Source organism: Streptomyces sp. NPDC047079 (assembly GCF_040643755.1).
Classification (GTDB): domain Bacteria; phylum Actinomycetota; class Actinomycetes; order Streptomycetales; family Streptomycetaceae; genus Streptomyces.
This window is the reverse complement of sequence record NZ_JBEYUZ010000012.1, coordinates 125201-150207: the sequence shown is the minus strand read 5'-3', so window position 1 is coordinate 150207 and position 25007 is coordinate 125201. Positions and strand designations below refer to the sequence as shown.

The window sequence follows — 25007 nt, the reverse complement described above, 5'->3', positions numbered from 1 at the left end:
GCCGCTTCCTCCAGGGGGTTTCGTCCGGATCGGTTCGGACCCCGGGCCGATCCGGACGAAACCCACCGGCCCGGCGGCCCTGGCGTAACCGGTCACGCCAGGGCCGGTACGCCCGCCGGCCGGCGGCGGATCACCAGCGCCATCAGGGCCGCCGCCGCGCACAGGGCACCCGACGCGTACCAGACCACGTCGTAGGAGCCGAAGGTGTCCCGCGCGACACCGCCGAGGAACGCGACCAGGGCGGCGCCGACCTGGTGCGAGGCGAGGACCCAGCCGAAGACGATGGCGCTGTCCTCGCCGTACTGCTCCCGGCACAGGGCCAGGGTGGGCGGGACGGTGGCGACCCAGTCCAGGCCGTAGAAGACGATGAAGAAGATCATCGGTGGGTGGACGGTGGGAGCCAGCAGCATGGGCAGGAAGAGCAGCGAGATGCCGCGCAGGGCGTAGTACACCGCGAGCAGCCGGCGCGGTTCGAAGCGGTCCGTGAACCATCCCGAGGCGATCGTGCCCGCCACGTCGAAGACGCCGATGACCGCGAGCAGCGAGGCGGCCGCCGTGATCGGCATGCCGTGGTCGTGGGCCGCCGGCACGAAGTGGGTCTGGATCAGGCCGTTGGTGGAGGCGCCGCAGATCGCGAAGGTGCCGGCCAGCAGCCAGAACGGGCCTGTGCGCACCGCCGACAGCAGCACGGTGACGGCCCGGCGGGCGGCACCGCGCACGGGTTCCGGCCGGGGCACGAACTCCCGTGCCCCGTACGGCTTCTGGCCCACGTCCGCCGGGTGGTCCCGCAGCAGCAGCCATACGAAGGGCACGACCGCGAGGGCGGCGAGGGCCACCGTCACCGCGGCCGGGCGCCAGCCGTGGCCCTCGACCATCCAGGACAGCACGGGCAGGAAGATCAGCTGCCCGGAGGCCGAGGCGGCGGTGAGGACGCCGCTGACCAGTCCGCGGCGCGTGGTGAACCAGCGGTTGGTGACCGTCGCCGCGAACGCGAGCGCCATCGCCCCCGTGCCCAGACCGACGAGCAGGCCCCAGCAGAGCAGGAGTTGCCATGCCGTGGTCATCCACACGGTCGCGCCCGAGCCGAGCGCGATGACGGTGAGCGCCACGGCGACGACCCGGCGGATGCCGAAGCGGTCCATGAGGGCGGCCGCGAAGGGTGCGGTCAGTCCGTACAGCGCCAGGTTGATGGACACCGCCGCGCCGATCGTGCCGCGCGACCAGCCGAACTCCTGGTGCAGCGGGTCGATCAGCAGGCCGGGCAGCGAACGGAAGGCTGCGGCGCCGGTGATCGTCACAAAGGTGACGGCGGCGACGAACCATGCCCGGTGAATACGGGAGGGCGTCTTGTCGGTGCGGGGTTCCTCTACGGCTGCGGCTTCGGTTGTCTGGGTCACGCTCTCGAGCATCCTGGCCCGGATCCGCCCGATCGAGTGGCTCGAAAGACAGCATTCGTTAGGATCGGGCCATGACCCGTGAGCCAGCGTTCCGGCCGCACCGCGTAGTCGTCCTCGCCCTGGACGGGCTGCTCCCCTTCGAACTGGGCATTCCGCACCGGATCTTCGGGCGCCCGAAGGACGCCGAGGGACGGCATCTGTACGAGGTCCTCACCTGTTCGGTCCGGCCACCCGGCCCGGTGGAGACCGAGGCCGACTTCACCATCCACGTGGCGCACGGACCCGAGGCCCTGGCCACCGCCGACACCGTCGTCGTGCCGGCGTCCTACAAGCTGGGCCCGGTCTTCGAGCAGGGTGTGCTCACGGAGGAGCTCGCCGCCGCGCTCGCGCACATCCGTCCCGGCACCCGGCTCGCCGCCATCTGCACGGGTGGCTACGTCCTCGCGGCCGCCGGTCACCTCGACGGGCGGCCCGCCACCACGCACTGGGCCGACGCCGAGCACTTCCAGCGGATGTTCCCGCAGATCAAGGTCGACGCGGACGTCCTGTTCATCGACGACGGCGACGTCCTGACCTCCGCCGGCGTGGCGGCCGGGATCGACCTGTGCCTGCACATGGTGCGCCGCGACCACGGCACCGCGGTCGCCAACGAGGTGGCCCGCCGCACGGTGGTGCCCCCGCACCGCGACGGCGGCCAGGCCCAGTACATCCACCGCCCCGTGCCGGACCCGCAGCTGGCCACCACGACCACCGCCCGGGCCTGGGCCCTGGGCCGCCTCCACGAGCCCATCCAGCTGCGCCACATGGCGGAGCAGGAGTCCATGTCCGTACGCACCTTCACGCGCCGCTTCCGCGAGGAGGTCGGCGTCAGCCCCGGCCAGTGGCTCACCCAGCAGCGCGTCGAACGGGCCCGCCACCTGCTGGAGTCCACGGACCTGACGATCGAACAGGTGGCGCGGGACGCCGGCTTCGGCACGGCCCAGTCGATGCGCCAGCACCTACAGGCTGCGCTCGGGGTCACACCCACCGCCTACCGGCGGACCTTCCGCACCGGTGCCGGGGATCCGATCGGCGACCGGGGCGCCGACGGCCGGGATCGCGCCGCCGCCTCCGTCGGCCAGGGGTGAGGCCCGACGCCGGCCACCCTCTCCCCATGCGCCGACGGCCGTGAGCGCGAGTTGTCCACAGCCTGTGGAGAAACGGGACGCTACACGTTTCGGCTGTCCGCGATGCCCGAACCCTTCACCGGGGCACGGGAACACCCGTGGCGCCGGTGGCGATCCTCTGAAGAATCGGATGGCGGCGCGCCTTGCTCGCCCCGAGCGCGGCACCGCGCACCGCCATCCGGCTCCGGCGCGCCCCGCCCCGCTCCTCGGAGGCCTCGAGGAGACCGTCTGGCCCCGTAAGGAGCCGGCGCCGAATCGCGATCCGCACTCGTCGAGGGTCCCCGTCACCGCAACCCTCGTCGTCCCCTCGCGGCGCATCGCTGAACACCAGCGTGATCACACGGGCACGCGGCGTCAACCGCCCCTCGGGAATTGCTCACTGACGGTCTTTTCATGACAGCGCGTACGGAAGCACGCCCGGGCGCACCCGATGGCGCCTCGCTCCGGACGGCCGAGGCCGTGCGGCCGCACACCCGGGCACGTGCGCCCGTGCCGCGGACCGCCGGGGCACACCCGGACGGCCCGCGCGACCGTATGCGCTAGAGCTCGACGACTAGACCGCGCCGTACGCGAGATCGGCGAGTGCCGCCTCCGCCGTGCAGGCCGCGATCCGGCCGGCCGCTCCCGCGGTACATCGGTCCACCTCGCACCAGATGCGCTTGCCTCCGCCCTCGGGATCCCAGCCCCAGCGGTCGGCGAGGCCGTCGACCAGTTCCAGGCCGCGGCCGCCGGTCTCGTCGCCCCGCGCATGCCGGGGCACCGGCGGGCGGGCGCTGGTGTCGGCAACCTCGAGACGGACGGTGCCGGTGGGGGTGCCGGAGGGGTCGTCCCGGACACCCGTCAGCAGCAGGCGCAGCACGGCCGGGCAGCCGGTGTGCACCACGGCGTTGGTGACCAGTTCGGAGACGAGCAGGATCAGGGTCTCGGCCAGCGGCTCGTCCGCGCCTATGCCCGACCCGGCGAGCCGGGAACGGGCCCACCTCCGGGCCCGCCCCACCTCCGCGGGGTCGGGCCGGATCTCCAGCTGCACTTGAAGCACCTGCACCGCTCACACCATCCGAACCGGCGGACACATCGCCTCGCGCCTCACGAGCGCCACGATCGTGGTCATCGTCTGCATGGCAGGAACCAGGATCACGCACCGTGATTCCCTTGCACGACAGCATGGTTGACGTACAGTCACCCCAACAAGCGCTTCGGGCATATTCCAGCGCGAAGGAGTACGCGTACGGCATACTGTGCGACGCCTGCCACGGTGAGTCGAACAGGCAGGTGCGAGGGTCCGCACCGCCCCGCGAGCGCCACGCATCGCCGGATCCGGCGCCGCCACAGGGGCCGCACCGGTAAGGCTCATGCTCGGAACCGCTCGCATCCCACACAAGGTACCGGAGCCCCACGCCGACTCCAGGCCGTGACAAGTCACGCATAGGACACAACCCGATATCAACGCTCTGTGATTACGGATTGCCACAGTCCGCGACATTCACGGCGGCTCGTCCCAAGGAATGCCTGTACAGAGCCCTTAGGCCGGTCCGGACAGAGGATCCCCGGCAAGGCGCCTCGTCGCTGAACGTGTTCGGCCCCGCACGGTGGGTCCGCACCCAGGCGCCGGGTCTGCGCGGTGGTGGAGCGCCGGCCCGGCGCACGGGAGTCGCCTTCGGAGGCGGTCGCCTTCCATCTGCGCGCCGAAGGGCTGTCCGCGCGCAAGCTGCCGGAGCGGCTGGAGCTGGTGGACTCCCTTCCGCGGAACGACATCCTGCGGAAGGTGCTCACGTACAAGCTGCGGGAGCGCTACTCCGGCACCGTGAAGTAGCGCGCGAACCCGGCCACGACCTCCGCCTCGCCGACCTTGCCGTCACCGTCCGCGTCGAGCGCCTCGGCGGCCGCCCGGGCGATGTCCTCGTCCACCCCGAGCGCCTTGAGCACACGTACGGTCTCCTGCACCGTGGCCCGGCCGTCGTGGTCACCGTCCGCGACGGCGAGCGCCGCGTGCAGGAAGGGGCGGGCGATCTCCGCGAACCGCTCGGGGTTGTCGCGCAGCCGCTTGACCGCGCCGCCCACGAACTCCTCGCGGGTGATGCGCTGGTCACCGTCCCGGTCCGCTATCCCGGCCATGCCCTGCCAGAACGCCTCGCCCCCGGCGTACAGGGCCTGCCCCTGCTCGGATCTGGCCGCGGTGCCGAACTCGGTGAGCACGGCCTTGGCGGCCGCGCTGAAGTCCTCGCGGTCGATATAGCCGTTGCCGTCCTGGTCGAAGGTGGCGAACCGGGCGGCGATCCTGCGCTCGTACTCGGTGCTGACCATGGTCTTCTCGGGCCGCCTTACGTGAGGTCGGGGGTGTGTCTGGCACGGAGCGTACGACGCCTGAGGTGTGCGGGAAGACGGAAAACGTCGCTTGTACCAAGACCGCGGGAATTCCGGGACAACAGTGTGGCTGTCCTGCGACCTTCCGTTGACCGGGCCGTGCCGGGCGCGTCGTGTCGTTCACGCGGGCAGAGCGCGCCGACCGGCGCGCGTGGGCGCAAAGGTTCACACAGGTGGGCGCAAGCGGGTCACGCGGGTGGGCACACGGCTCACGCCGAAAGGGGGCGGGATTCCTCGTCCGTGGCCGAGACCACATCCGCGTAGACGTCGAAGAGGCGGCGCACGCCGAGGGCGGCGAGGACCCGGTTGACGTGCGAGCCCTCCACCGCGCTGCGTCCGGGCAGGATCAGTCTGAGCCCGCCCCGGCAGGAGCGGATCAGCCGGCGGGTGGCGATGAGCACGCCGACGCCGCTGGAGTCGCAGAAGAGGACCTCCGACAGATCGAGGACGACACGGTGGCGGCCGTCGGCCACCGCGTCGTGCACCCGCTGGCGCAGCACCGGGGACGTCACCAGGTCCAATTCGCCCGCCACCTGGAGCACGGCCCACTCGCCGCGCTCCCCGTAGGTCACCTTGAGCGTCACCGCCACGCCTCCCGCTCGCTCGCGTCCCGAAACAAAAAACGGAAGCTACCCCTACGCTTCCTTCAGCGTGGCTGCCCCAACACCTCTCCATGAAACACCGAACTATGAATCGAAAGCGCGGGGTAGATGAGCCAATTCGATCGGTAACGGTCTTGTTCTTTCAGGGGCAATCAGAAAGGCCGTCGGCGTGGAAGGCCCCCGACGGACCGGTCCCGCGCCACTCGCTGTACCACCTGCGACCCGTCAAGGGGCGCACATTGCCGCAAAGGGGCGTGCGCTGTCCGACGTGCCGACTACATTCGAAGAGGCAGGGGTCACAGGCTGGACCGGAACGGGACACCGGGCACGACCAGGGGGGAGGGCCGCATGGCGCAGAAGGACGCACCACCCCGGTGGGACCGCCGGGTGCAGCAGCGGCTCGCGCGCGGCGAGGCGGCCGCGCTCGGCGAGTGCTACGACCGCTTCGGCTCGCTCGTGCACGGGCTCGCCCACCGCGTGCTCGGGGACGAGGAGGCGGCCGACGGCATCACACGGGAGGTGTTCGCCCGGATCTGGCAGAGCCCCGAGGCGTACGACCCGAAACAGGGACCCCTGCGCTCCTGGCTCGCCATGCTGACCCACCGGCTCGCCGTGCAGCGGCTGCGCGCCGCCGAGACCGCCGCGCTCGCCCAGGGCGGCCGGGGCAGCCCCGAGGAGCTGGAGCGGAAGGTGCGCCACGCCTCGGTCGCGGCCCGCGCGGACTACATCGTCACCTCGATGCCGGCACCGCTGCGCGCCGCCCTGGAGCGGGCCTACTTCCAGCGCCGGGACTACCGCCAGACGGCCACCGACCTCGGCATCACGGAGGACGAGGCCCGCCGCCGCCTCCGCCTCGGCCTCCAGCTGCTGTCCACGGCCTACGAGACGCATCCCTCGGGCGACCCGGACGAACCGGGGGCGGCGTGACGTCCCCGGGTCCGTTCGAACTGGAGCACCGGGTACTGAAGGCGCTGCTCGGGGCCTGGGCGCTCGCCGCCTGTTCGGCGGAGGAGACGGCGGCCGTGGAGGCGCACCTCGGCGGCTGCGGCCCGTGCGCGGACGAGGCGCGACGGCTGCGCGAGGCCGTGGGGCTGTTGCAGCGCCCGGAGAGCCTGGACCTGGATCCGGGTCTGCGCACCCGGGTCCTGGAGAGCTGTCTGCACCGGCGCCCGCCCCGTATCCCGGTACCGGACTGGGCCGCTCCGTACGAGGCGGAGACCGCGCGTCTGGACGCCCTGCTCCAGGACATAGGCGACGCCGAGTGGCACGCCCCCGTACGGCTGCGCTGGTTCGACGGGACCGGCCCGGCGAGCCGTCGTACGACCGTCGCGGGGGTGATCGCCCATCTGCTCTCCGTGGACGGGCTGGTGGCGGCGGCGCTGGGACTCGACGACCCGCTCGCGGGCACGACCGCAGAGTCCGCCACACCGCGAGGACGCACGGAGGCCTACTGGCGCGACTCCCACTTCCCGCCGAGCCGGTCCGTGCGCGTTCCCTGGCGTGAGCAGAGTCACCAGCTGGTGCGGACGGTGTCGTTCACCGGCGGGGCCGGGCAGCTCACCGTGCCGTACGGCGGGTGCGAGCTGCCGCTGCACGACGCGATGCTGGAGCGGGCCTTCGAGTGCTGGGTGCACGCGGAGGACATCGCGAAGGCCGTCGACTACCCGTACGAGCCGCCGGCGCCGCGCCATCTGAACCGGATGATCGACCTGGCGGCGCGGATGCTCCCCGCCGTGCTCACGGCACGGCGGCGAGCCGCGCAGGCCTCGCCCGCCCGCACCCGGCACCTGGTCCCGGCGGGCGAGGCCGGGCGCAGTCTGCGTCTGGAGATCGAGGGCTCGGGCGGGGGCGAGTGGCTGATCGCCCTGGATTCTCCCCCGCTCTCGGCCTCGCTCGAGCGGGGGGAGACCCACGGCGCGCTCGCCTCCGCCGAGCACGAGGTGGCGCACGTCGCACTCGACGGTGTGGAGTTCTGCCGACTGGCCGCCGGCCACGTACCGCCGGAGGAGGCGGTCGCCGGGCAGCTGGGAGACCGGGAGGCGATCAGGGACGTGCTGTTCGCGGCCGCGTCCCTGAGCCGGATGTAGACCGGGGCCTCCGCGCGCCGGCCGGGGCCCGACCGGCCACGGACCGGAGTCCTACGCGAACACCACCGTGCGCCGGCCGTTCAGCAGGATGCGGCGCTCGGCGTGCCACTTGACCGCGCGCGCCAGCGCCTGGCACTCCACATCGCGGCCGATCGCGACCAGCTGGTCCGGAGTCACGTCGTGGCCGACCCGCTCGACCTCCTGCTCGATGATCGGGCCCTCGTCGAGGTCTGCCGTGACGTAGTGGGCGGTGGCGCCGATCAGCTTCACCCCGCGCGCATGGGCCTGGTGGTACGGCTTGGCGCCCTTGAAGCTCGGCAGGAACGAGTGGTGGATGTTGATGACCCGGCCGTTGAGCTGCTTGCAGAGGTCGTCGGAGAGGACCTGCATGTAACGGGCCAGGACCACCAGCTCCACATCGCACTCGCGGACCAGCTCGAGCAGCCGCGCCTCGGCCTCCGCCTTGGTGTCCTTCGTGACGGGGATGTGGTGGAAGGGAATGTTGTACGAGTCCACCAGCTCGGCGAAGTCGGTGTGGTTCGACACGACGGCGGCTATCTCGACCGGCAGCGCGCCGGTCCGGGCGCGGAAGAGCAGGTCGTTCAGGCAGTGGCCGAACTTGCTGACCATCAGGATGACGCGCGTCTTCTCGTCGGCCCGGTTGATCTGCCAGTCCATCTGGAAGGAGTCGCCGATCGCCGCGAAGCTCGCGCGCAGCTTGTCCACGGTCACCGGCGACTCCGCCGAGAAGTGGACCCGCATGAAGAACAGTCCCGTGTCCTGGTCTCCGAACTGCTGGCTGTCCACGATGTTGCAGCCGGTCATGAAGAGATAGCTCGACACGGCGTGCACGATGCCCTGCTTGTCCGGGCAGGAGAGGGTGAGGACGTACTGGTCGGCGGGGACCGCGGCTCGGGAGGACTGCTCAGTCATGCACGCCAGGGTCTCATGTCCGCGGCCCCGGACCGAGGGCCGTCCCGCCACCCGGACGGCCCGGTGGGCGTCTACGCCGTCCGCGTCATGATCCGCAGCACCTCCAGCGTCCGCGGGGGCGCGTCCGGGTCCTCGCCGTCGCTCGCCGCGAGCCGCACATGGGCATCGCGTGCCGCCCGCACCGCCTCCGGCCACCCGTGGTGATCGAGGTACGCCTCCACTGGCGCGTCCGGTCCGACCTGATGCATGATCCGCAGCACGCGCAGGACGGCGGTGTCCACGAGCGCCGCCTCCTGCGAGTCGCGGAAGATCGTGCCGACGTACTTCTCGGCCGACCAGTTGTCCAGCCAGGTGTCCTCGACCAGGCGGTACACGGCGTCGGTCACGTCACCGTATCCCTCGACACCGGCCAGCCAGACGTCTCGCTGGAAGACCGGATCGGAGAGCATGTGCAGCGCTGAACGCACATTGCTGCGCCAGCGCCACCACGGCATGTCGTTGAGCGGCATGCCGCCCATGGTGGAGGAGCGACGGCCGCGACGGGAAGAGTTCTCCGAACCTTGCACGGTCACCGATCGTACGTTCCCTGTGAAATCCGGATCATCGGCCCCCGCAATTCACCCGTGCGTCACCTTCCGTTGACCGCAGATCACTCCCGGGTTGGCTGTGTGACGGAATCGTGTGTGTCCATGACCGGCAGGCGACGCACCCGCTCCTCCTCCAACCGTCCCAGCGTTCAGGGCATCGTCCGAAAAGCAGCGACTCCTCGCATCAGGACGGCCCTGTTGTCCGTGGGCGCGCTGGTGGCGGTCGGGTCGATCGCCGCCGCGTGCGGTGTCGTCCCCGGAACCACGGGGGGCTCCGCAGACGACACCGTGACCGTCATGACCTGGGCTCCGGAGAAGACCTCCGCGACCAACAAGCCGGGCATGCCGGCCCTGGCGAGGGCGTACGCGCGCTACGTCAACGCGCACGGCGGACTCGGCGGCCGCAAGCTCAACGTTCTGACGTGCAACGACCACAACGACTACGTGGGTGCCGCGAAGTGCGCCCGCACCGCCGTCAAGGAGGGCGCCGTCGCGGTCGTCGGCTCCTACAGCCAGTACGGCTCCTCCTTCCTCTCTCCGCTGGAGTCGGCGGGCATCCCCTACATCGGCGGCTACGGGCTCACCGACGACGAGTTCAAGAGCGTGCTCTCCTACCCCGTCAACGGCGGCCAGCCCGCGCTGCTGGCCGGACTCGGCCAAGAGCTGGGCAGGAGCTGCGGCCCCGTCGCGCTGGTGCGGCCCGACACCATCGCCGGCGACCAGCTCCCGCTGCTGCTCGACTCCGGGCTGAAGGCGGGCGGCCACGCCCCGGCCGAGGACCTGCGCGCCGCCGAGGACGCCACCGCGCTGGACCAGCAGGCGCAGCAGTCACTCCGGGAGGCGAGCGCGGATCCGCTGGCGAAGGGGTGCGTGGTGCCCTCTCTCGACGAGCGCACCGGCACCTTCATGGACTCCTTCCGCCGTCTGAGCGACGGGTACCCGGCGGTGCGCACGGCCTCCGTGCTCGGCAGCGTCGACCAGTCGGTCATCGACGCGTCGGGCGGAAAGTCGGGGCCGTACGAGGGCGCGTACGTCACCAGCTGGTACCCGGAGGCCTCCGACACACGCTGGGACCCGATGAAGAAGGTGATCCGGGAGCAGGCCTTCGGCGACAACCGGATCGATCCGGCGGACGCCGGGGTGCAGACCACGTGGATCGCGTACGCCGTCCTGACGAAGGTCGTCGAGTCGCTCGGCAACGGCGAGGTCTCCGCACGGACGATCCGCGCGGCCCTCGACAACGGCCTGAAAGTGGACACGGGCGGTCTCACGCCGAGCCTGAGGTGGCGCTTCCAGGACCTGACCGCGGTCGTCGACTTCCCCCGTCTGATCAACTCGGACGTGACGCTCCAGGTCGTCCACGACGGGCGGCTGGTGGGAGCGCGCAAGGGCTTCATGAACGTGTCGAAGACACTGGAGAACGCGACGACCGAGTGAGGTCGCCCGCCTCGACGGCCGAGTGAGGCGCCCCCGGGGTGTGCCGCCGGTCCGCGAGCGCGGACGGGCGGCACACCCCGCGGCGGTCACAGCTGGGTGGGCTGGCGCTGGGTCAGTCCGTACTTCTGCGCGATGGCGTTCCACAGCTGCGCGGCCTTGGCCTTCTGGGCGCTGGCCGTGCCGCTGGCCCGGTTGCCGGCCGCGGTCTGGCCGGTGGCGCGCGCCTGGCCCTTCTTGCACGTCTTCTTGTTGCCCGAGACCTGGTCGGCCCAGGCGGCGTAGTGGGTGTCGGCGGCGGCGGACGCCTTCCAGGCACTGGTGAGCGCGGTGGTCAGCTCGCCGTGACCGGCGAGCTTGTCGACGGCGAGCCCGGACAGCCGGGTGACCAGGTCGTTGCGCTGCTTCGCCGCGTCGCGCAGGTCGGTGGCGGCCTGGTCGAGGTTCTGGCAGCTCTTGACATCGGCCACCGCCTTGATCACCGCGCCACGGCTGTTGCCGCTGTCGGCGAGGAGCTTGTCCAGCGCGACGGCCTGCGCCTTGGCCGGGTCGGCGCCGCCCTGCGAGGAGGACGAGGAGTCCGCGGCCGGTCCGGTCGCCGCGACGGACGCGCTGTGGTCGCCCTTGCCGTCGTCGCCTCCGCCGCCGAGCAGGGCGCCCGCCCCGATGCCGAGGACCACGATGCCCACGCCGACGGCCGCGAGGAGCGGGACGCGGGAGCGGGTACGGCCGCCGCCCTGGTCGCCGCCGCGCGGTCCCGCCGCGCCGCCCGGGGGCACACCCGGTGCGTTCGCCGCGTCGAACGGCGGCAGGTACTGGGTGGACTGGGCACCGCCCGAGCCGTCCCGGAAGAGGTTGTCGAACACGGCGGGCGGCTGCCCGGCGCCGCCGTGCGCACCCGGCGCACCGTAGGGCGCGGGGCCCGGCTGCCCGGGTACGGGCGGGAGGTACTGCGTGGCCTGCGCGTCGGGACCGGCGGCGGGGGGCATGGCCCCGGCCCGCCCGAGGAACCGGGTCGCGTCGTCCGCCGGCCTCTCCGGCGGCATGGCCCCCGCACCCACCGGCGGGATGTACTGGGTCGCCCCCTCGCCGGTGACGGGCGGGAGGTACTGCGTCGCGCCCTCGTCGGGCGCGGTGGTCACCGGGGGGATGTACTGCGTGGCGCCCTCGTCCGCGGGCGGCGGCAGGGCGCCTCCGGCCGCGGGCGGCAGGGGTGCGGAGTGCGGCACATGCGGTGCGCCCTGGGCGGTGGGCTGTCCGTTCGTCCCGTACGGGGACGGCTGCGCGCCCTCGGGCGGCAGCGGCCCGGCGCCCTGCTGCGGTGCGGGAGCGGCGCCCCAGGCGGTCCGCGGATCGGCGGGCTCCCAGGACGGCTGCGCGCCCCAGGACTGCCCCGCGTCGGCACCCCAGCTCTGGTCGGGCGGCGTCTGGGCCGGCTGTTCCGGGCCCCACGGCCGGCCCCAGCTCTGTCCTCCGGCCGGGGCGGCGTGGCCGTCGGGGACGCCCGCCGGGGGCGCGCCACGGCGGCCCGCCGGGGCCGTGTAGCCGTTCGCCCCGCCCGTCATGCCCGGCAGCAAGGGCTCGCCGCCGTCGGAGGGCAGCACGATGCCTTCGCGCGGGGGCCGCGCCGAGGGCTCCTCGCCCTGTCCACTCTGCGTCACCGGGACTCCTACGATCGGGGGAACCTACGGAATCGTCGGCTCACGCTACCGGGTCCCCGGAGCCGGGTGCCACGCAGCACGGGTGGAGCGTCCCGCCGATGACGGGGAGAACCGCGCGAGCAGTCACAAACCACCGGGCGAGCGGTCACAGACCACCGGCGGCGGCCCCGGCAACGGTGTCACCGATCCTCCCGTCGCCCGGGCCTACGCCGCCACGGACAGCTCCATGCGCGCCCCGAACTCCCGCACCACCGCCTCCTCCCGGTACGGCTCCAGCCGCTGTTGCAGGTCCTCCAGATACTCGGCGCCGCGGTTGGACCTCAGCGAGCCGAGCAGTTCCACGGCCTTCAGGCCCGTGTGGCAGGCCTGTTCCACCTCGCGCCGCTGCACCTGGGCGGTGGCGAGCAGCACATAGCCGATCGCCCTGCGCCGGGCCCGGGACTCGGGGTGCCCGGCGAGGGATTCCTCCGCGCGCCGCGCCGCCGCCTCGGCCTGTCCCAGGTCCCGGTGGCAGTGCGCCAGTTCGTCCGCCAGATACGCGTGGTCGAAGTGGGCGATCCACGCCGGGTCGTCCCCGGACGCCGTATCGGCCGCCTCCAGCGCCGTGACCGCGCGCCCCGCCGCGAGCTGGGTGGCGCGCACATCGCCCATCAGCGCATGCCCCCGTGCCTCGGCGGCATGGAACATCGCCTCCGCGCGCGGTGTGGCCCGCCCGCGCGCCCCTTCCTGGGCCGCGCGCGCCAACTGCGCGATCTCCCGGGGGTTTCCGAGCTGCGCGGCCAGATGGCTCATGGAGGCCGCGAGCACATAGCCGCCGTACCCCCGGTCGCCCGCCGCCTGGGCGAGCCGCAGCGCCTGGATGTAGTACCGCTGGGCGAGACCGGGCTGCCCGGTGTCGACGGCCATGTATCCGGCGAGTTCGGTCAGCCGCGCGACGGCGGCGAACAGCTCGCGTCCCACGGCCTCCCGGTAGGAGCCGGCCAGCAGCCCCGAGACGACACTGTTGAGATAGTGCACGACCACGGGGCGCACATGCCCGCTGCCGTACTGGTGGTCCAGCTCCACCAGCGCCCGGGTGGTCGCGCGCACCGCGGCCACGTCCGACGGGCCCACCCGCGGCCCGGCCGACCGCGCGACCTGCGCGTCCGGCGCCGAGATCAGCCAGTCACGGCTCGGCTCGACCAGCGCCGACGCGGCCACCGACGAGCCGGACAGGAAGTCCCGGCGGCCGACGTCGCTGCGCCACAGCTCGCAGACCTGCTCGATGGCGCCGAGCACCGTCGGCGAGAACTGAAGGCCCACGCCGGACGCGAGGTTCTTGCCGTTGGCCATGCCGATCTCGTCGATCGTGACCGTGCGGCCCAGTTTGCGGCCGAGCGCCTCGGCGATGATGGCCGGGGCCCGGCCCCTCGGCTGCTGTCCACGCAGCCAACGGGCCACCGACGTCTTGTCGTAACGCAGATCGAGGCCGTGTTCCGCGCCGCACATGTTGACCCGGCGGGCGAGCCCAGCGTTCGAGCAGCCCGCTTCCTGAATGAGTGCCTGCAGCCGTTCGTTCGGCTGTCGCGCGACGAGTGGCCTTGCGGCCATGGCGTACCCCCTGTGGCTGCGGTGCCTGCTCACGCACCGGTTGACGTGTCTTCAGCGGCCGGACCGCGGGGAGCACCTCTCCGTGCACCGCAAAGATCCGGCCTTGAAGATCGATGCCCAGCGGACATGCCGCTGATGCGAGACATGTGAGGATTGCCGGGGTAAAGGCTGATGCCATGCCCCCCACCCTGGTTACCCCACCCCCGCTGCCGATCCTCTTGCGCGCCCCCACCCGTGCATCCATGCGCCCCACACGCGGAAACGGTGCTCCACCCCGGCGCATGTGGGACAAAAGGGGCATGCCCAAAAACCGCTCCCCGGATGGGAGATGGCTCCGCGTAGGCAGGCGTAACCCCCGGTGACGGCTAGAGTTGAGTTCATCGTGGAAGAGACCATCGCGAGCCCTGAAGCTGCCCACATCCCGAAGCAGCGCGGCGACTCACTCCTGGAAGCCGCGGTTCGTTACGCCGAGGAACGCCACTGGGACGTGTTCCCGGGAACCTGGCTGGAAGCCGTGGACGGGATGGACCGCTGCTCCTGCGGTCAGCCCACGTGCCCCACACCCGGCGCACACCCGGCGCGCGACGACTGGGCGACGCAGGCGACCGGCAGTGCGACCGTCGCACGACGTCTGTGGTCCAAGCAGCCCACCGCGTCCATCCTGCTGCCCACGGGACGCACGTTCGACGCCATCGACGTCCCGGAGACGGCCGGGTTCCTCGCCCTCGCGCGTATGGAGCGGATGGAGCTGTCCCTCGGCCCGGTGACGCTGACGCCGGACCGGCGCATGCAGTTCTTCGTCCTCCCCGGTGCCTCGGCGAAGGTCCCCGACCTGGTGCGGAACCTGGGCTGGTCGCCGGCCTCCCTCGACCTGGTCACCCTCGGTGAGGGCGGGTACGTGGCAGCGCCGCCCACGCGGTACGGGGCGCGAGGGGCCGCGCAGTGGGCCCGCCGTCCGACCCAGGCGAACCGGTGGCTGCCGGACGCGGAGGAGTTGATCTCTCCGTTGGCCTACGCGTGCGCCAGGGACCGGTAAGAGCGGCCCGGTCCGCCGGACTGAGGCTCCTGAGAGCTGCCGGTCCCCCGTGGCCGCTCGCCCCCACGCGCGCGGCCGCACGGACTTCCCGCACTCCTGCCGGGACGCGCCTCCCCCTAAGGTGCTCCTATGACCGAGGGAGCAGGGGCGGGTTCGGCCGCCGTACGCGTGCAGGGGCTCTGGAAGAGGTACGGGGAGCAGATCGCCGTCGCCGGGATCGATCTCGAGCTGCCCGCCGGGCGGTTCATCGGGCTCGTCGGGCCCAACGGCGCCGGGAAGACCACCACTCTGTCCATGGTCACCGGGCTGCTGCGGCCCGACCAGGGAACCGTCGAGATCGTCGGGCACGACGTGTGGCGCGACCCGGTCGCGGTCAAGGCCCGCATCGGCGTACTGCCCGAGGGCCTGCGCCTCTTCGAACGCCTCTCCGGACGCGAACTCCTCGCGTATACGGGCCGATTGCGCGGGCTGCCCGGCACCGAGGTGGACAAGCGGGCCACCCAGCTCCTCGACATCCTCGACCTGGCCGGGGCCCAGCACAAGCTCGTCGTCGACTACTCCACCGGCATGCGCAAGAAGATAGGGCTGGCCGCCGCCCTGCTCCACAACCCCGAAGTCCTCTTCCTGGACGAGCCGTTCGAGGGCGTGGACCCCGTCTCCGCGCAGACCATCCGCGGCGTCCTGGAGCGGTTCACCGGCTCCGGCGCCACCGTCGTCTTCTCCTCCCACGTCATGGAACTGGTCGAGTCGCTGTGCGACTGGGTCGCGGTCATGGCCGCCGGGCGCATCCGGGCGCACGGCCCGCTCGCCGAGGTGCGCGGCAGCGCGCCCACCCTCCAGCAGGCGTTCCTCGAACTGGTCGGTGCGCGCGCCCACAGCGCCGGCACCGACCTCGACTGGCTGGGCGGCGGCGCCCGATGAGCACCACGCATCTCACCGCGACCGTCGTTCGCCTCAAGTTGTCCCTGCTGCGCAACGGGCTGCGGCAGTCCGCAGGGCGGCGGGCCGCGTACCTCACGTCCGTCATCGTGGTGCTCCTCGTCGCCGCCTTGCAGCTGATCGGTCTGATCGCGCTGCGCTGCACGGCGCACGTGACCACCATCGCCGTGCTGCTGACCGGCGTCCTCGCGCTCGGCTGGGCCGTGATGCCGCTGTTCTTCCCCGGCGGGGACGAGACACTGGACCCGACCCGCCTGGTGATGCTGCCGCTGCGCCCGCAGCCGCTGATACGGGCCCTGCTCGCGGCGTCGCTGGTCGGGATCGGGCCCCTGTTCACTCTGTGCCTGTTCGCCGGTTCGGCGCTCGCCGTGGCCCACGGGCCGGCCGCCTACGCGACCGCCGTCGCCGCCGTCGTCCTCGCGCTGCTGGTGTGCGTGGCGCTCGCCCGGGCCGTCGCCGCCGCCAACGTCCGCCTGCTGACCAGCCGCAAGGGCCGCGATCTGGCCGTCCTGAGCGGACTCGTCGTCGCGGTCGGCGCCCAGCTCGTGAACTTCGGCGCGCAACGGCTGGGAGCGGCCGGACTGGGACGGCTGGACCCGGTCGGGGACGTGCTGCGCTGGATTCCGCCCGCCTCCGCGATCGGCGCGGTGGACTCCGTGAGCAAGGGCTCCTACGGCACCGGGCTCGCCCAGCTCGCACTGAGCGCCGCCGCCGTGGCGGGGCTGCTCGCTCTGTGGTCGCGCAGTCTGACGACTTTGATGACCGCGCCGGACGGCTCCACACTCCAGGCGGCCGAACCGGGCCCCCGGGAGCGCGGCTCGGCGGGGCTGTCCCGGCTGCTGCCCCCGGGGCGCACCGGCACGGTGATGGAGCGCAGCCTGCGCTATGTGTGGCGTGACCCGAAGACCAAGGCGGCGTGGGTGACCTCGCTCGCGATCGGGCTGATCGTGCCGGTCTTCAACGCCCTCCAGGGCACCGGCTCCCTCTACTTCGCCTGCTTCGCGGCGGGGATGCTCGGGATCCAGATGTACAACCAGTTCGGCCAGGACACCTCCGCCTTCTGGATGGTCGCGACGACGATCTCCTCGCCCCGTGACGCCTACACCGAACTGCGCGGCCGTGCACTGGCCCTGCTGCTGATCACCGTGCCGTACGCCACCCTCGTCACCGTCGTCACCACCGCGCTGCTCGACGACTGGCCCAAGCTGCCCGAGGTGCTCGGGCTGTCCCTCGCCCTGCTCGGCGCGATGCTCGCCACCGGCGCCTGGTCCTCGGCGAGCTTCCCGTACTCGATCCCGCAGGAGGGCCACAAGAACGTGGTCCCAGGGCAGGCCGGACTCGCCTGGATCTCCATCTTCGGCGGCATGATCTCGGCGGCCCTGCTGGCCTCACCGGTGATCGCGGCGACGATCTGGCTGAACGTCACGGCGGCCGGACACGAACGGAGCTGGCTGCTGCTGCCCGCCGGTGCCGGGTACGGGGCGCTGCTCCTCCTTCTCGGCCTGCGCCTCGCGGCTCCCCGGACGGCACGACGACTGCCGGAGATCCTGGCGGCGGTCAGCAAGGGCTAGGGGGTTTCGGCCGTCGGGGGCCGGGCGTGATCACGGAGTGAGCAGTCCGTCCAGGAAGGGCTCGATCGCGGCGCGCCATGCCTCCGGCTGGTCGTAGTGGGCGAGGTGGCCGGCGTCGGGCACCTCCGCGTACTGGCCGTGCGGCAGGACCCGCACCATCTCCTGCGCCTCCGCACGGCCCAGCTCGCCGTCCACGCCACGGACGACCAGAGCCGGGCACTGGACCTGTGCCAGCTCCTCCCAATGCGCGTCGTACACCCAGGTCTGGCGGGACTTCAGCATCTGCTCGGGTTCGAAGACGGGCCGCCAGCCGTCCGCCGACTCGGCCATCACCTCGGCGTAGAACGCGCCGCGCGCCGGATTGGGGCGCTCCACCCAGGGATCGTCCTCGCCGAACCACTTGCGGACGTCGGCGAGCGTGGCGAAGGGCAGGGGCCAGGACTTGAACCAGTTCTCCCACTCGCGCTGCGAGGCGGCGCCGAGCGCGGAGGCCCGCATGTCGCAGATGACCAGACCGCGGACCAGGTCGGGGCGCTTCGCGGCGAGTTGCCAGGCGGTCAGGGCGCCCATGGCGTGGCCGATGAGGACCACCGGGGCCAGGCCGAGCTGTTCGACGGCGGCCTCGGCGTCGTCGATGTAGTCCTCGCGGGTGTACTCACCCTGGGGCGGCTTGCCGCTCTGGCCGTGACCGCGCTGGTCCAGCGCGACGGCGCGACGGCGCTCGGAGAGCCAGCGGGCGGTGGACGCCCAGTGCGAGGCCCGGCCCATGAGCCCGTGCAGTAGCAGCACTCCGGGCATGCGGGCGGTCTCCCCGCTCTTGGGAGGGTCGGCGAACTCCCATGCGGCGAGGCGTACGCCGCCCGCCCCGGTCACGTCGATGCGCCGCACCATCCTCCAGGCACCCCCCTGCTCCGCTCGGACCGCTCGCTCCGCTTCGCCGGCTCGGTCCACACGCGCTCGTCCTGCTGCCGCTGTAGCCCTGCTGCTCCTGCTGCTGTTGCCGGCCACTGCTGTGCGCCGGGTGCCGCCCCGGTGCCACGGTGGCCTCGTGCCGGCTCTGCCGCACCACACGCCGGCTGTTGCAGCGCACGGTCCGGCGAGACCATCACCCCCACGCTATCGAATGGCTATTCGAAAATGCCGTTTCCGGCTGCGACACCCCACCTTCGAGTGACCCCCCTCGATGATTGGCCGCCGTCTGCGCGGGGAGATCTTCTGCGGGAGGCGGACCGCTCGGGGAAAACCGGTCCGAGGGGGATGACCCTGAGAGCTCGGGGCTCCGGGTCAGAACAGGGGAGGACAGGCCCCGGCGCCCAAGGGCGCCGGGGCCCACCCCATGTCCGTGGCACATCCGCCCGCCCCCTTCCTGACCAGGTGACATCGCTGTCACCTACCGGCCAAGAGCCCTCAGGTCATATGCCTCAAGCGACAGCCTCGCACGCGAACGGTCAAAGCGCTGCGATTCCGCGCACTCAATCTTGGTTCCGGCGGGATCGCAAGACCGCCACAACCGTCCCTTGAATCACACAAGTTGACGTGACACAGGGTGAGTCCGGGGCACGCCGGGGTGGTCCCGGGCCGTCCGGTCCGTACGGCTCTCGACGTAGGACCCGCTCAGCGCCGAAGGAGCAGTTCAGCGCTTGGCCACGAACACATGGGACGCGACATCGGACGCCAGCTCGGCCGCCTCCCCGCCGCTGCCGACCAGGACGCCGCCCGCGGACTCCGTCACGCTGACCACCGAGCCGGGCTGCACGCCCGCCCTCCGCAGCGTGTACATCAGCTGCGCGTCCGTCTGGATGGGCTCGCCGATGCGCCGCACAACGACCGTCTTGCCGTCCGCGCCCGGGTCCAGGTCGGCCAGGGAGACCATGCCCTCGTCCAGGAACGGGTCCGCGCCGTCCTTCTCGCCCAGCTCCTCCAGGCCCGGGATCGGGTTTCCGTACGGCGACTCGGTGGGGTGGCGCAGCAGCTCCAGGACGCGGCGCTCCACCGCCTCGCTCATCACGTGCTCCCAGCGACACGCCTCGGCGTGCACCTGCTCCCACTCCAGCCCGATCACGTCGACCAGGAGGCACTCGGCGAGGCGGTGCTTGCGCATCACGCGGGTGGCGAGGCGACGGCCCTCGTCCGTGAGCTCCAGGTGGCGGTCCGGGGCGACCGCCACCAGACCGTCGCGCTCCATCCGCGCCACCGTCTGGCTGACCGTCGGGCCACTCTGGTCGAGCCGCTCGGCGATGCGGGCGCGCATGGGGACCACGCCTTCCTCCTCCAGCTCGAGGATGGTGCGGAGATACATCTCCGTGGTGTCGATCAATCCGGACATACGTGCCCCTCGATGAGATCTGCCGGAGGCTCCAGGCTCACCGGCGCGTGCGCTGGCCCTGGATTCAATTCTGACGCATCCCACTGACAACCGTGGCGCCGCGAAGCGACCGCTGGCTGATGCGGGCCCGGCGGCGGATGCGGGGCGTCCGCCCGCGTGGGCGCCGTATTGACATCCCGCTGGTCCAGACCGCAACGTGATCCGCGACACGGGCCGTCAAGGGCGCCGGTGCGTGGTCGGTGTGCCGTGTGGGCGCCGTCCGCCGGGATCGAGACACCGAGACTTCGAAGGGGGCGCCGCCGATGAGCGAGAGGCCGAGGGGCGAGGAGCCACGGGGCGGGGAGCGGCAGGCCGAGGGGCGGCAGGGCGGTCGGCCGCGGCAGGGGAGCACTCCGGCGGAGCGGTTCTTCGACGCGGCGATCGGGCTGCTGCGGCGGGCGCGGGACGAGGAGGCGGAGCCGATCGCGGCGGCGGGCTCCCTGATCGCGGACACCGTCGCCTCCGGTGGCCGGCTGTTCGCCTTCGGCGCGGGGCACTCCTCGCTGGCCGCACAGGACCTGGTCTACCGCGCGGGCGGCCTCGCCCTGATGAACCTGCTCGTGGTCCCCGGCGTCGTGGGTGTGGACGTCATGCCGGCCACCCTGGGCTCGGCGCTGGAGCGGATCGACGGGCTGGCGAGCGCGGTGCTCGACTCCAGCCCGGTCCGCTCCGGCGACCTGCTGGTGATCGTCTCCCTGTCCGGCCGCAATCCGCTCCCGGTGGAAATGGCCATGAACGCCCGCGCCCTCGGCGTCAAGGTCATCGGAGTGACCTCGGTGGCGTACGCCTCGGAGACCAAGTCACGGCACTCCTCCGGTACGTACCTCAAGGAACACTGCGACATCGTGCTCGACTCGAAGATCGCGGTGGGCGACGCCGAGCTGAGCCTCGACACCATCCCCGCGCCGTTCGCCCCCGCCTCCACCGTCGTCACCACGGCCCTGCTCCAGGCGGTCATGGCCACGGCCGCTGCCGCCCTGGCCGACCGGGGCATCGAGCCGCCGCTGCTCAGGTCGGGGAACGTCGACGGCGGCCACGAGTGGAACGGGCGGGTCCTGCGGGAGTACGGCGACCGGATCTTCTACCGGCAGCAGTAGCCCCGTCCGTCGCGCCCGGCCGGCTACCGCGCTCCCTCGGCCAGGTCGGCCAGGTCCAGCGCGGCGGCGATCCGTACCGCCACGTCCTCCCCGTAGACCGCGTCCGCGCGTTCGAACCGGCTGCGTCCGGCGCTCCGCAGAAACGTCACCACCCCCAGCGTCCGGCCGCGGCTGCGGAGCACCGCGCACAGCGCCTGCACCGCGTCAGCAGGCCACTGCCGGGCGAGCGCCCACTCGCGTGCCCGCTCCGGGTCCGTGGTGCCCGCGCCGGCCCGCACGCATCCGGCGCGCTCCACGCACTGGAGGGCGGGATGTCCCTCGCCGTAGCGGACGGGCAGCCCGGCCTTTCCGGCCAGCAGGCTCGGACCGGGCGCGCCGGCCGGTGTCTGTGCGGCCCGCACCAGGCGTACCGGGCCCTCCCCGTCCGCCACCGGGCCGCCCGCCACCCGGTCGACCAGGGCGTGATCGGCGAACCCGGCGAGCGCGAAGTCCAGATGGACGGTGGCCGCCTCCACCGGGTCCTCGCACTCGGCGGCCGCCCGCGCGGCACGGTGCAGCTGGTTGGCGCGAAAGCGCAGCAGTGCCGCCTCCTGCTCGGCCTGCTTGGCCTCGGTGATGTCCTGGAACAGCCATCCCACACCCAGCGGAACCGGCTCTTCCGCGAGCGGGGAGGCCAGTCGTACGAACCCGCTGCGCCAGCACCGCCGCTTCTCGCCCTCCCCGCTGCGCAGGCTCACCCACATCTCGGCCGGGGCGGGCGGGGCGCCTTCGGCGAGCACATGCGTCAGCGCGCTCTCCAGCTCCTCGACCCCCTGGGCCAGCAGATCCCCGAGCGGCCGTCCGAGCACGGAGGTGCGACCGGTGCCGAGGGCCCGGGCGGCATGGGCGTTGACGACGGCGGGCCGCAGGTCGGCGTCGACCAGCACCACGCCCCAGCTCGCGTCATCGAACAGGGCCTCGCTCAGCGCGATGGACCGCTCCAGGTCGATCTGCGCATGGACCTCGCTGAAGGCGCAGTAGACCCCGGCGGGCTTCCCGTCGGGTCCCCGCACCGCCGCCGACTGGGTCCGCACCAGCACCCGCCCGCCGTCCTTGGTGAGCAGCGCGAACTCGTGCACCTGGCGCCCCGTGGCCCGCATCGCGGACATCAGCCACGCCTCGACCTCCGCGGCGTCCGCGCTGCGCACGGCCCAGCCGGCGAACCCGTGCCGCCCCACGGCCTCGGCGGCGGCCCAGCCGAGAATCCGCTCGGCCTCGCGGTTCCAGTGGGTCACGACCCCCGCGACGTCGAAGGCGCAGAGCGCTGCGTCCATGCCGTCGAGAAGCGCGGCCAGAAGATCGGAACCGTCCCGCTCGGGCTCGCCCGGCCCCAGCTCGTCCGTGGTCCCCCTACGCCGGGAAGCACTCACCTGGAACCCCCTGCAGGCTGCTGCGTCCGTACGTACGGCGCTCGTCCCCTCACTCCCCCTCATTCAACTCGAACGTGACCCAGCCCACATACGCTTCGGAGAAGATTGGTCGAAATCGTTGCGCTGCTCCGGCTGTCGCGTAAGCAGCGCCGCCGGCCTCGGAAAAAGCTGTTGATCCGTGGCGGACCGGTTCCTAGGGTGGGGAGCACCGAAGAAAGGAGGTGGTTCGGAGCATGTATGCACACCGGACGTCGGAGGTGGCTGCGGGCTGATGGCCCGTCACCACACCCGGTGCGGTGCCGGACCAGCGCGTACGCGATACGTGCAGCCGGCCTAATCCAACGCAGTCACCCGACCCGCGAGCTCGCCGGTACGTCCGGCCGGCTTCTCCGCCGTCAGGCGGAGGACCAGAGCTCGCGGGTCGTCTGCGTTCGGGGGCGGATTCAGGGGCTGAGCCGCTCCACCCGCCAGGTCCCGCCGGCTTCCGCGACATAGCGGAGGCGGTCGTGGAGGCGGTTCGCGCGGCCCTGCCAGAACTCGACGGTCTCCGGGACCACGCGAAAGCCGCCCCAGTGCGGCGGGACCGGGACCTGGGAGTCCTGCGGGTAGCGGGCGCTCAGCTCCGCGTAGGCGGCGTCGAGCTCGGCCCGGGTGCGGATGACCGAGGACTGGGCGCTGGCCCAGGCGCCGAGCTGGGAGCCGTGGGGGCGGGTGCGGAAGTAGGCGGCGGTCTCGTCGCGGCCGGTGCGGTGCGCGGTACCGGTGACGATGACCTGGCGGGCCATGGGGTGCCAGGGGAAGAGCAGGGAGACGTGCGGGTTGGCCGCGAGGTCCCGGGCCTTGCGCGAGTCGTAGTTGGTGTAGAAGACGAAGCCCTGGTCGTCGTACTGCTTCATGAGGACCGTGCGCGCGCTGAGGCGGCCGTCCGCGTCCGCCGTGGAGACGACCATCGCGTTCGGCTCGTAGATCATCCCGGCCATGGCGGCCTGGGCGGCCTGCTTGAACCAGCGGGCGAACTGCTCCATGGGGTGAGCGGCGAGCGACGTCTCGTCGAGGCCCTCGGCGCGGTAGTGCGCCCGCATCTCGGCCGGGTTGTGGGCCAGGTCCTCGGCGGGGCCTTCGGCCGCGCGTTCGACGATGGGTTCGAGGACGGGTTCCGCGGCGCTCGCGGCCGCGGCTGCGGCGGCCTCTGCGCAGGAGAGGGCCTCGGCGGGGGAGACGGAGGGCCGGTCAGGGGATTCGGATCCGGCTTCGGCTGCGCGGTCGGGTGCGGGTTCGGATGCCGGTTCGTCCGGGCGGCGGTCGGTCACGCCGTCATCTTGCCGTATGGACCACGGCTGTCGGCGGGGGTGTCGTTCATCACTGCGTGGCACTGAGTGCCGCAAGCTCTCCCCAAAGGTGACACCCGGGGATATCGTGCAGGTGCCGTTCGGTTGGGGTGACCGCCTGCCGATCGGGGCATCACCGAAGTGACCGTTTTTGGACCGCGAGTCTTCGAGAACGACCGTGAAGGACCGTGGAACCAGGGCGGCCACCCTTTCCCGCAGCCGCCGTCCTCCGCTCGAGCCGTCCCACCGGGCCGGGGACCGGGGTCGACGGGGATCCCACCGACCACATGCGCCGCACACATCACGAGGAGCCGCCTGATGTCCGACTTCGTACCCGGGCTCGAGGGAGTCGTCGCGTTCGAGACGGAGATCGCCGAACCCGACAAGGAGGGCGGTGCCCTGCGGTACCGGGGCGTCGACATCGAGGAACTGGTCGGCCACGTCTCCTTCGGCAACGTCTGGGGGCTGCTGGTAGACGGGGCCTTCAACCCCGGGCTGCCGCCCGCCGAGCCGTTCCCGATCCCGGTGCACTCCGGCGACATCCGGGTGGACGTGCAGTCGGCGCTCGCCATGCTCGCCCCAGTCTGGGGCCTGAAACCGCTCCTCGACATCGACGTCGAGCAGGCCCGCGAGGACCTCGCCCGCGCGGCCGTCATGGCGCTGTCGTACGTCGCCCAGTCGGCCCGTGGCCAGGGGCTGCCGATGGTGCCGCAGCGGGAGATCGACAAGGCGCGCTCCGTCGTCGAGCGGTTCATGATCCGCTGGCGGGGCGAGCCCGACCCCAAGCACGTCGCGGCCGTCGACGCCTACTGGACCTCGGCCGCCGAGCACGGCATGAACGCCTCTACGTTCACGGCCCGGGTGATCGCGTCCACGGGCGCGGACGTGTCGGCCGCGCTCTCGGGCGCCGTGGGCGCCATGTCCGGGCCGCTGCACGGCGGCGCCCCCTCCCGTGTGCTCGGCATGATCGAGGAGATCGAGCGGACCGGGGACGCGGAGGCCTACGTCAAGCAGGCCCTGGACAGGGGCGAGCGGCTGATGGGCTTCGGGCACCGCGTGTACCGCGCCGAGGACCCGCGGGCGCGGGTGCTGCGCCGCACCGCCCGGGAGCTGGGCGCTCCGCGCTTCGAGATCGCGGAGGCGCTGGAGAAGGCGGCCCTGGAGGAGCTGCACAACCGCCGCCCCGACCGTGTCCTCGCCACGAACGTGGAGTTCTGGGCGGCGATCATCCTGGACTTCGCCGAGGTCCCCGCACACATGTTCACGTCCATGTTCACCTGCGCCCGGACGGCCGGCTGGTCGGCGCACATCCTGGAGCAGAAGCGCACGGGCCGCCTGGTGCGCCCCTCCGCCCGCTATGTGGGGCCCGGCCCGCGCAGCCCCCGGGAGATCGAGGGCTACGCGGCCATCGCCCGCTGAACCGTGCCTCTCGGCCGCCGCC

General features: G+C 72.4%; 21 protein-coding genes and 2 pseudogenes. 11 read left to right on the top strand and 12 right to left on the bottom strand.

Annotation, left to right across the window (positions count from 1 at the left end; all coding sequences use genetic code 11):
• Positions 1-92: 92 nt before the first annotated feature.
• The gene (locus tag ABZ823_RS18185) at positions 93-1397 is read right to left on the bottom strand and encodes an MFS transporter (RefSeq protein ID WP_361660710.1); all 1305 of its coding nucleotides are present in this window, start codon (positions 1395-1397) and stop codon (positions 93-95) included.
• A 71-nt stretch (positions 1398-1468) separates the two neighbouring features.
• Between ABZ823_RS18185 and ABZ823_RS18180 the strand changes: the two genes are divergently transcribed.
• Both ABZ823_RS18180 and ABZ823_RS18175 read left to right on the top strand, forming a co-directional pair.
• Positions 1469-2524, top strand: coding sequence for a helix-turn-helix domain-containing protein (locus ABZ823_RS18180; RefSeq protein ID WP_361660707.1), 1056 nt, complete (start codon positions 1469-1471; stop codon positions 2522-2524).
• Positions 2525-2572: 48 nt separating this feature from the next.
• Positions 2573-2685 (top strand): annotated as a pseudogene (locus ABZ823_RS18175) (cyclase family protein); the annotation flags it as partial.
• 431 nt (positions 2686-3116) lie between these two features.
• Here the strand turns inward: ABZ823_RS18175 and ABZ823_RS18170 are convergent.
• Positions 3117-3608, bottom strand: coding sequence for an ATP-binding protein (locus tag ABZ823_RS18170; RefSeq protein WP_361660704.1), 492 nt, complete (start codon positions 3606-3608; stop codon positions 3117-3119).
• A gap of 564 nt (positions 3609-4172) precedes the next feature.
• Between ABZ823_RS18170 and ABZ823_RS18165 the strand changes: the two are divergent.
• Positions 4173-4376, top strand: a pseudogene (locus tag ABZ823_RS18165) (cyclohexanecarboxylate-CoA ligase); the annotation flags it as partial.
• On the opposite strand, the gene ABZ823_RS18160 reads toward ABZ823_RS18165, so the two are convergent.
• Positions 4355-4867, bottom strand: a complete 513-nt coding sequence (locus ABZ823_RS18160) for an EF-hand domain-containing protein (protein ID WP_361660701.1) — start codon at positions 4865-4867, stop codon at positions 4355-4357. The pseudogene ABZ823_RS18165 and the gene ABZ823_RS18160 overlap by 22 nt on opposite strands.
• Before the next feature lie 269 nt (positions 4868-5136).
• Positions 5137-5517 carry an STAS domain-containing protein gene (locus ABZ823_RS18155; protein ID WP_361660698.1) on the bottom strand — a complete coding sequence of 127 codons (381 nt, stop codon included), beginning with the start codon at positions 5515-5517 and terminating at the stop codon, positions 5137-5139.
• Between the two features lie 360 nt (positions 5518-5877).
• On the opposite strand from ABZ823_RS18155, the gene ABZ823_RS18150 reads away from it, so the two are divergent.
• Together ABZ823_RS18150 and ABZ823_RS18145 are read left to right on the top strand one after the other, a co-directional pair.
• A complete protein-coding gene (locus ABZ823_RS18150) occupies positions 5878-6456 on the top strand; it encodes a sigma-70 family RNA polymerase sigma factor (RefSeq protein ID WP_361660695.1) in 579 nt (192 codons plus the stop codon).
• On the top strand, positions 6453-7616 hold the full coding sequence (locus ABZ823_RS18145; RefSeq protein WP_361660692.1) for a zf-HC2 domain-containing protein: 1164 nt from the start codon (positions 6453-6455) through the stop codon (positions 7614-7616). Before ABZ823_RS18150 ends, ABZ823_RS18145 begins: the two co-directional genes overlap by 4 nt.
• A gap of 51 nt (positions 7617-7667) precedes the next feature.
• On the opposite strand, the gene purU is transcribed toward ABZ823_RS18145, so the two are convergent.
• Positions 7668-8549 (bottom strand): formyltetrahydrofolate deformylase, encoded by an 882-nt coding sequence (gene purU / locus ABZ823_RS18140; RefSeq protein ID WP_361660689.1) that lies wholly within the window; start codon positions 8547-8549, stop codon positions 7668-7670.
• A 71-nt stretch (positions 8550-8620) separates the two neighbouring features.
• On the bottom strand, positions 8621-9121 hold the full coding sequence (locus ABZ823_RS18135; RefSeq protein ID WP_361660687.1) for a hypothetical protein: 501 nt from the start codon (positions 9119-9121) through the stop codon (positions 8621-8623).
• A 117-nt stretch (positions 9122-9238) separates the two neighbouring features.
• Between ABZ823_RS18135 and ABZ823_RS18130 the strand changes: the two genes are divergently transcribed.
• Positions 9239-10573 (top strand): ABC transporter substrate-binding protein, encoded by a 1335-nt coding sequence (locus tag ABZ823_RS18130; RefSeq protein ID WP_361660684.1) that lies wholly within the window; start codon positions 9239-9241, stop codon positions 10571-10573.
• 86 nt (positions 10574-10659) lie between these two features.
• Here ABZ823_RS18130 and ABZ823_RS18125 read toward each other — a convergent pair whose 3' ends face one another.
• Both ABZ823_RS18125 and ABZ823_RS18120 read right to left on the bottom strand, forming a co-directional pair.
• On the bottom strand, positions 10660-12231 hold the full coding sequence (locus ABZ823_RS18125) for a hypothetical protein (RefSeq protein WP_361660681.1): 1572 nt from the start codon (positions 12229-12231) through the stop codon (positions 10660-10662).
• Positions 12232-12435: 204 nt separating this feature from the next.
• Positions 12436-13821: a transcriptional regulator gene (locus ABZ823_RS18120; RefSeq protein ID WP_361660678.1), complete on the bottom strand. Its 1386-nt coding sequence runs from the start codon at positions 13819-13821 to the stop codon at positions 12436-12438.
• Positions 13822-14203: 382 nt separating this feature from the next.
• On the opposite strand from ABZ823_RS18120, the gene ABZ823_RS18115 reads away from it, so the two are divergent.
• The 3 genes from ABZ823_RS18115 to ABZ823_RS18105 all read left to right on the top strand — a co-directional run bounded on the left by ABZ823_RS18115 (position 14204) and on the right by ABZ823_RS18105 (position 17367).
• A complete protein-coding gene (locus ABZ823_RS18115; protein ID WP_361660676.1) occupies positions 14204-14857 on the top strand; it encodes a bifunctional DNA primase/polymerase in 654 nt (217 codons plus the stop codon).
• Between the two features lie 129 nt (positions 14858-14986).
• Complete coding sequence (locus tag ABZ823_RS18110) at positions 14987-15778, top strand: ABC transporter ATP-binding protein (RefSeq protein WP_361660673.1); 792 nt, start codon at positions 14987-14989, stop codon at positions 15776-15778.
• Positions 15775-17367, top strand: a complete 1593-nt coding sequence (locus tag ABZ823_RS18105; protein ID WP_361660670.1) for a transporter — start codon at positions 15775-15777, stop codon at positions 17365-17367. The genes ABZ823_RS18110 and ABZ823_RS18105 overlap by 4 nt, the downstream gene beginning before the upstream one ends.
• Positions 17368-17397: 30 nt before the next feature.
• Here ABZ823_RS18105 and ABZ823_RS18100 read toward each other — a convergent pair whose 3' ends face one another.
• Together ABZ823_RS18100 and ABZ823_RS18095 are read right to left on the bottom strand one after the other, a co-directional pair.
• Positions 17398-18258, bottom strand: coding sequence for an alpha/beta hydrolase (locus ABZ823_RS18100; RefSeq protein ID WP_361660667.1), 861 nt, complete (start codon positions 18256-18258; stop codon positions 17398-17400).
• Positions 18259-19000: 742 nt separating this feature from the next.
• The gene (locus tag ABZ823_RS18095; RefSeq protein ID WP_361660664.1) at positions 19001-19693 is read right to left on the bottom strand and encodes a metal-dependent transcriptional regulator; all 693 of its coding nucleotides are present in this window, start codon (positions 19691-19693) and stop codon (positions 19001-19003) included.
• Between the two features lie 302 nt (positions 19694-19995).
• Between ABZ823_RS18095 and ABZ823_RS18090 the strand changes: the two genes are divergently transcribed.
• Complete coding sequence (locus tag ABZ823_RS18090; protein WP_361660661.1) at positions 19996-20829, top strand: SIS domain-containing protein; 834 nt, start codon at positions 19996-19998, stop codon at positions 20827-20829.
• A 23-nt stretch (positions 20830-20852) separates the two neighbouring features.
• Here the strand turns inward: ABZ823_RS18090 and ABZ823_RS18085 are convergent, their stop codons facing one another.
• Both ABZ823_RS18085 and pdxH read right to left on the bottom strand, forming a co-directional pair.
• On the bottom strand, positions 20853-22238 hold the full coding sequence (locus ABZ823_RS18085; protein ID WP_361660658.1) for a PAS domain-containing protein: 1386 nt from the start codon (positions 22236-22238) through the stop codon (positions 20853-20855).
• Between the two features lie 443 nt (positions 22239-22681).
• Entirely contained in the window at positions 22682-23320 is a 639-nt protein-coding gene (gene pdxH, locus ABZ823_RS18080) for a pyridoxamine 5'-phosphate oxidase (RefSeq protein ID WP_361660817.1), read from the bottom strand.
• A gap of 564 nt (positions 23321-23884) precedes the next feature.
• Here pdxH and ABZ823_RS18075 point away from each other — a divergent pair.
• Positions 23885-24985 carry a citrate synthase 2 gene (locus ABZ823_RS18075; protein ID WP_361660655.1) on the top strand — a complete coding sequence of 367 codons (1101 nt, stop codon included), beginning with the start codon at positions 23885-23887 and terminating at the stop codon, positions 24983-24985.
• Positions 24986-25007 lie beyond the last annotated feature (22 nt).

What these genes read in the sequence shown, in the direction of transcription:
- ABZ823_RS18150 (WP_361660695.1), top strand. Translation starts at nt 5,878, where the DNA reads ATGGCGCAGAAGGACGCACCACCCCGGTGGGACCGCCGGGTGCAGCAG.
- ABZ823_RS18100 (WP_361660667.1), bottom strand. Translation starts at nt 18,258, where the DNA reads ATGGTGCGGCGCATCGACGTGACCGGGGCGGGCGGCGTACGCCTCGCC.
- ABZ823_RS18105 (WP_361660670.1), top strand. Translation starts at nt 15,775, where the DNA reads ATGAGCACCACGCATCTCACCGCGACCGTCGTTCGCCTCAAGTTGTCC.
- ABZ823_RS18130 (WP_361660684.1), top strand. Translation starts at nt 9,239, where the DNA reads ATGACCGGCAGGCGACGCACCCGCTCCTCCTCCAACCGTCCCAGCGTT.
- ABZ823_RS18120 (WP_361660678.1), bottom strand. Translation starts at nt 13,821, where the DNA reads ATGGCCGCAAGGCCACTCGTCGCGCGACAGCCGAACGAACGGCTGCAG.
- pdxH (WP_361660817.1), bottom strand. Translation starts at nt 23,320, where the DNA reads ATGCGGGCGCACTACCGCGCCGAGGGCCTCGACGAGACGTCGCTCGCC.
- ABZ823_RS18160 (WP_361660701.1), bottom strand. Translation starts at nt 4,867, where the DNA reads ATGGTCAGCACCGAGTACGAGCGCAGGATCGCCGCCCGGTTCGCCACC.
- ABZ823_RS18095 (WP_361660664.1), bottom strand. Translation starts at nt 19,693, where the DNA reads ATGTCCGGATTGATCGACACCACGGAGATGTATCTCCGCACCATCCTC.
- ABZ823_RS18075 (WP_361660655.1), top strand. Translation starts at nt 23,885, where the DNA reads ATGTCCGACTTCGTACCCGGGCTCGAGGGAGTCGTCGCGTTCGAGACG.
- ABZ823_RS18090 (WP_361660661.1), top strand. Translation starts at nt 19,996, where the DNA reads ATGAGCGAGAGGCCGAGGGGCGAGGAGCCACGGGGCGGGGAGCGGCAG.
- ABZ823_RS18180 (WP_361660707.1), top strand. Translation starts at nt 1,469, where the DNA reads ATGACCCGTGAGCCAGCGTTCCGGCCGCACCGCGTAGTCGTCCTCGCC.
- ABZ823_RS18110 (WP_361660673.1), top strand. Translation starts at nt 14,987, where the DNA reads ATGACCGAGGGAGCAGGGGCGGGTTCGGCCGCCGTACGCGTGCAGGGG.
- purU (WP_361660689.1), bottom strand. Translation starts at nt 8,549, where the DNA reads ATGACTGAGCAGTCCTCCCGAGCCGCGGTCCCCGCCGACCAGTACGTC.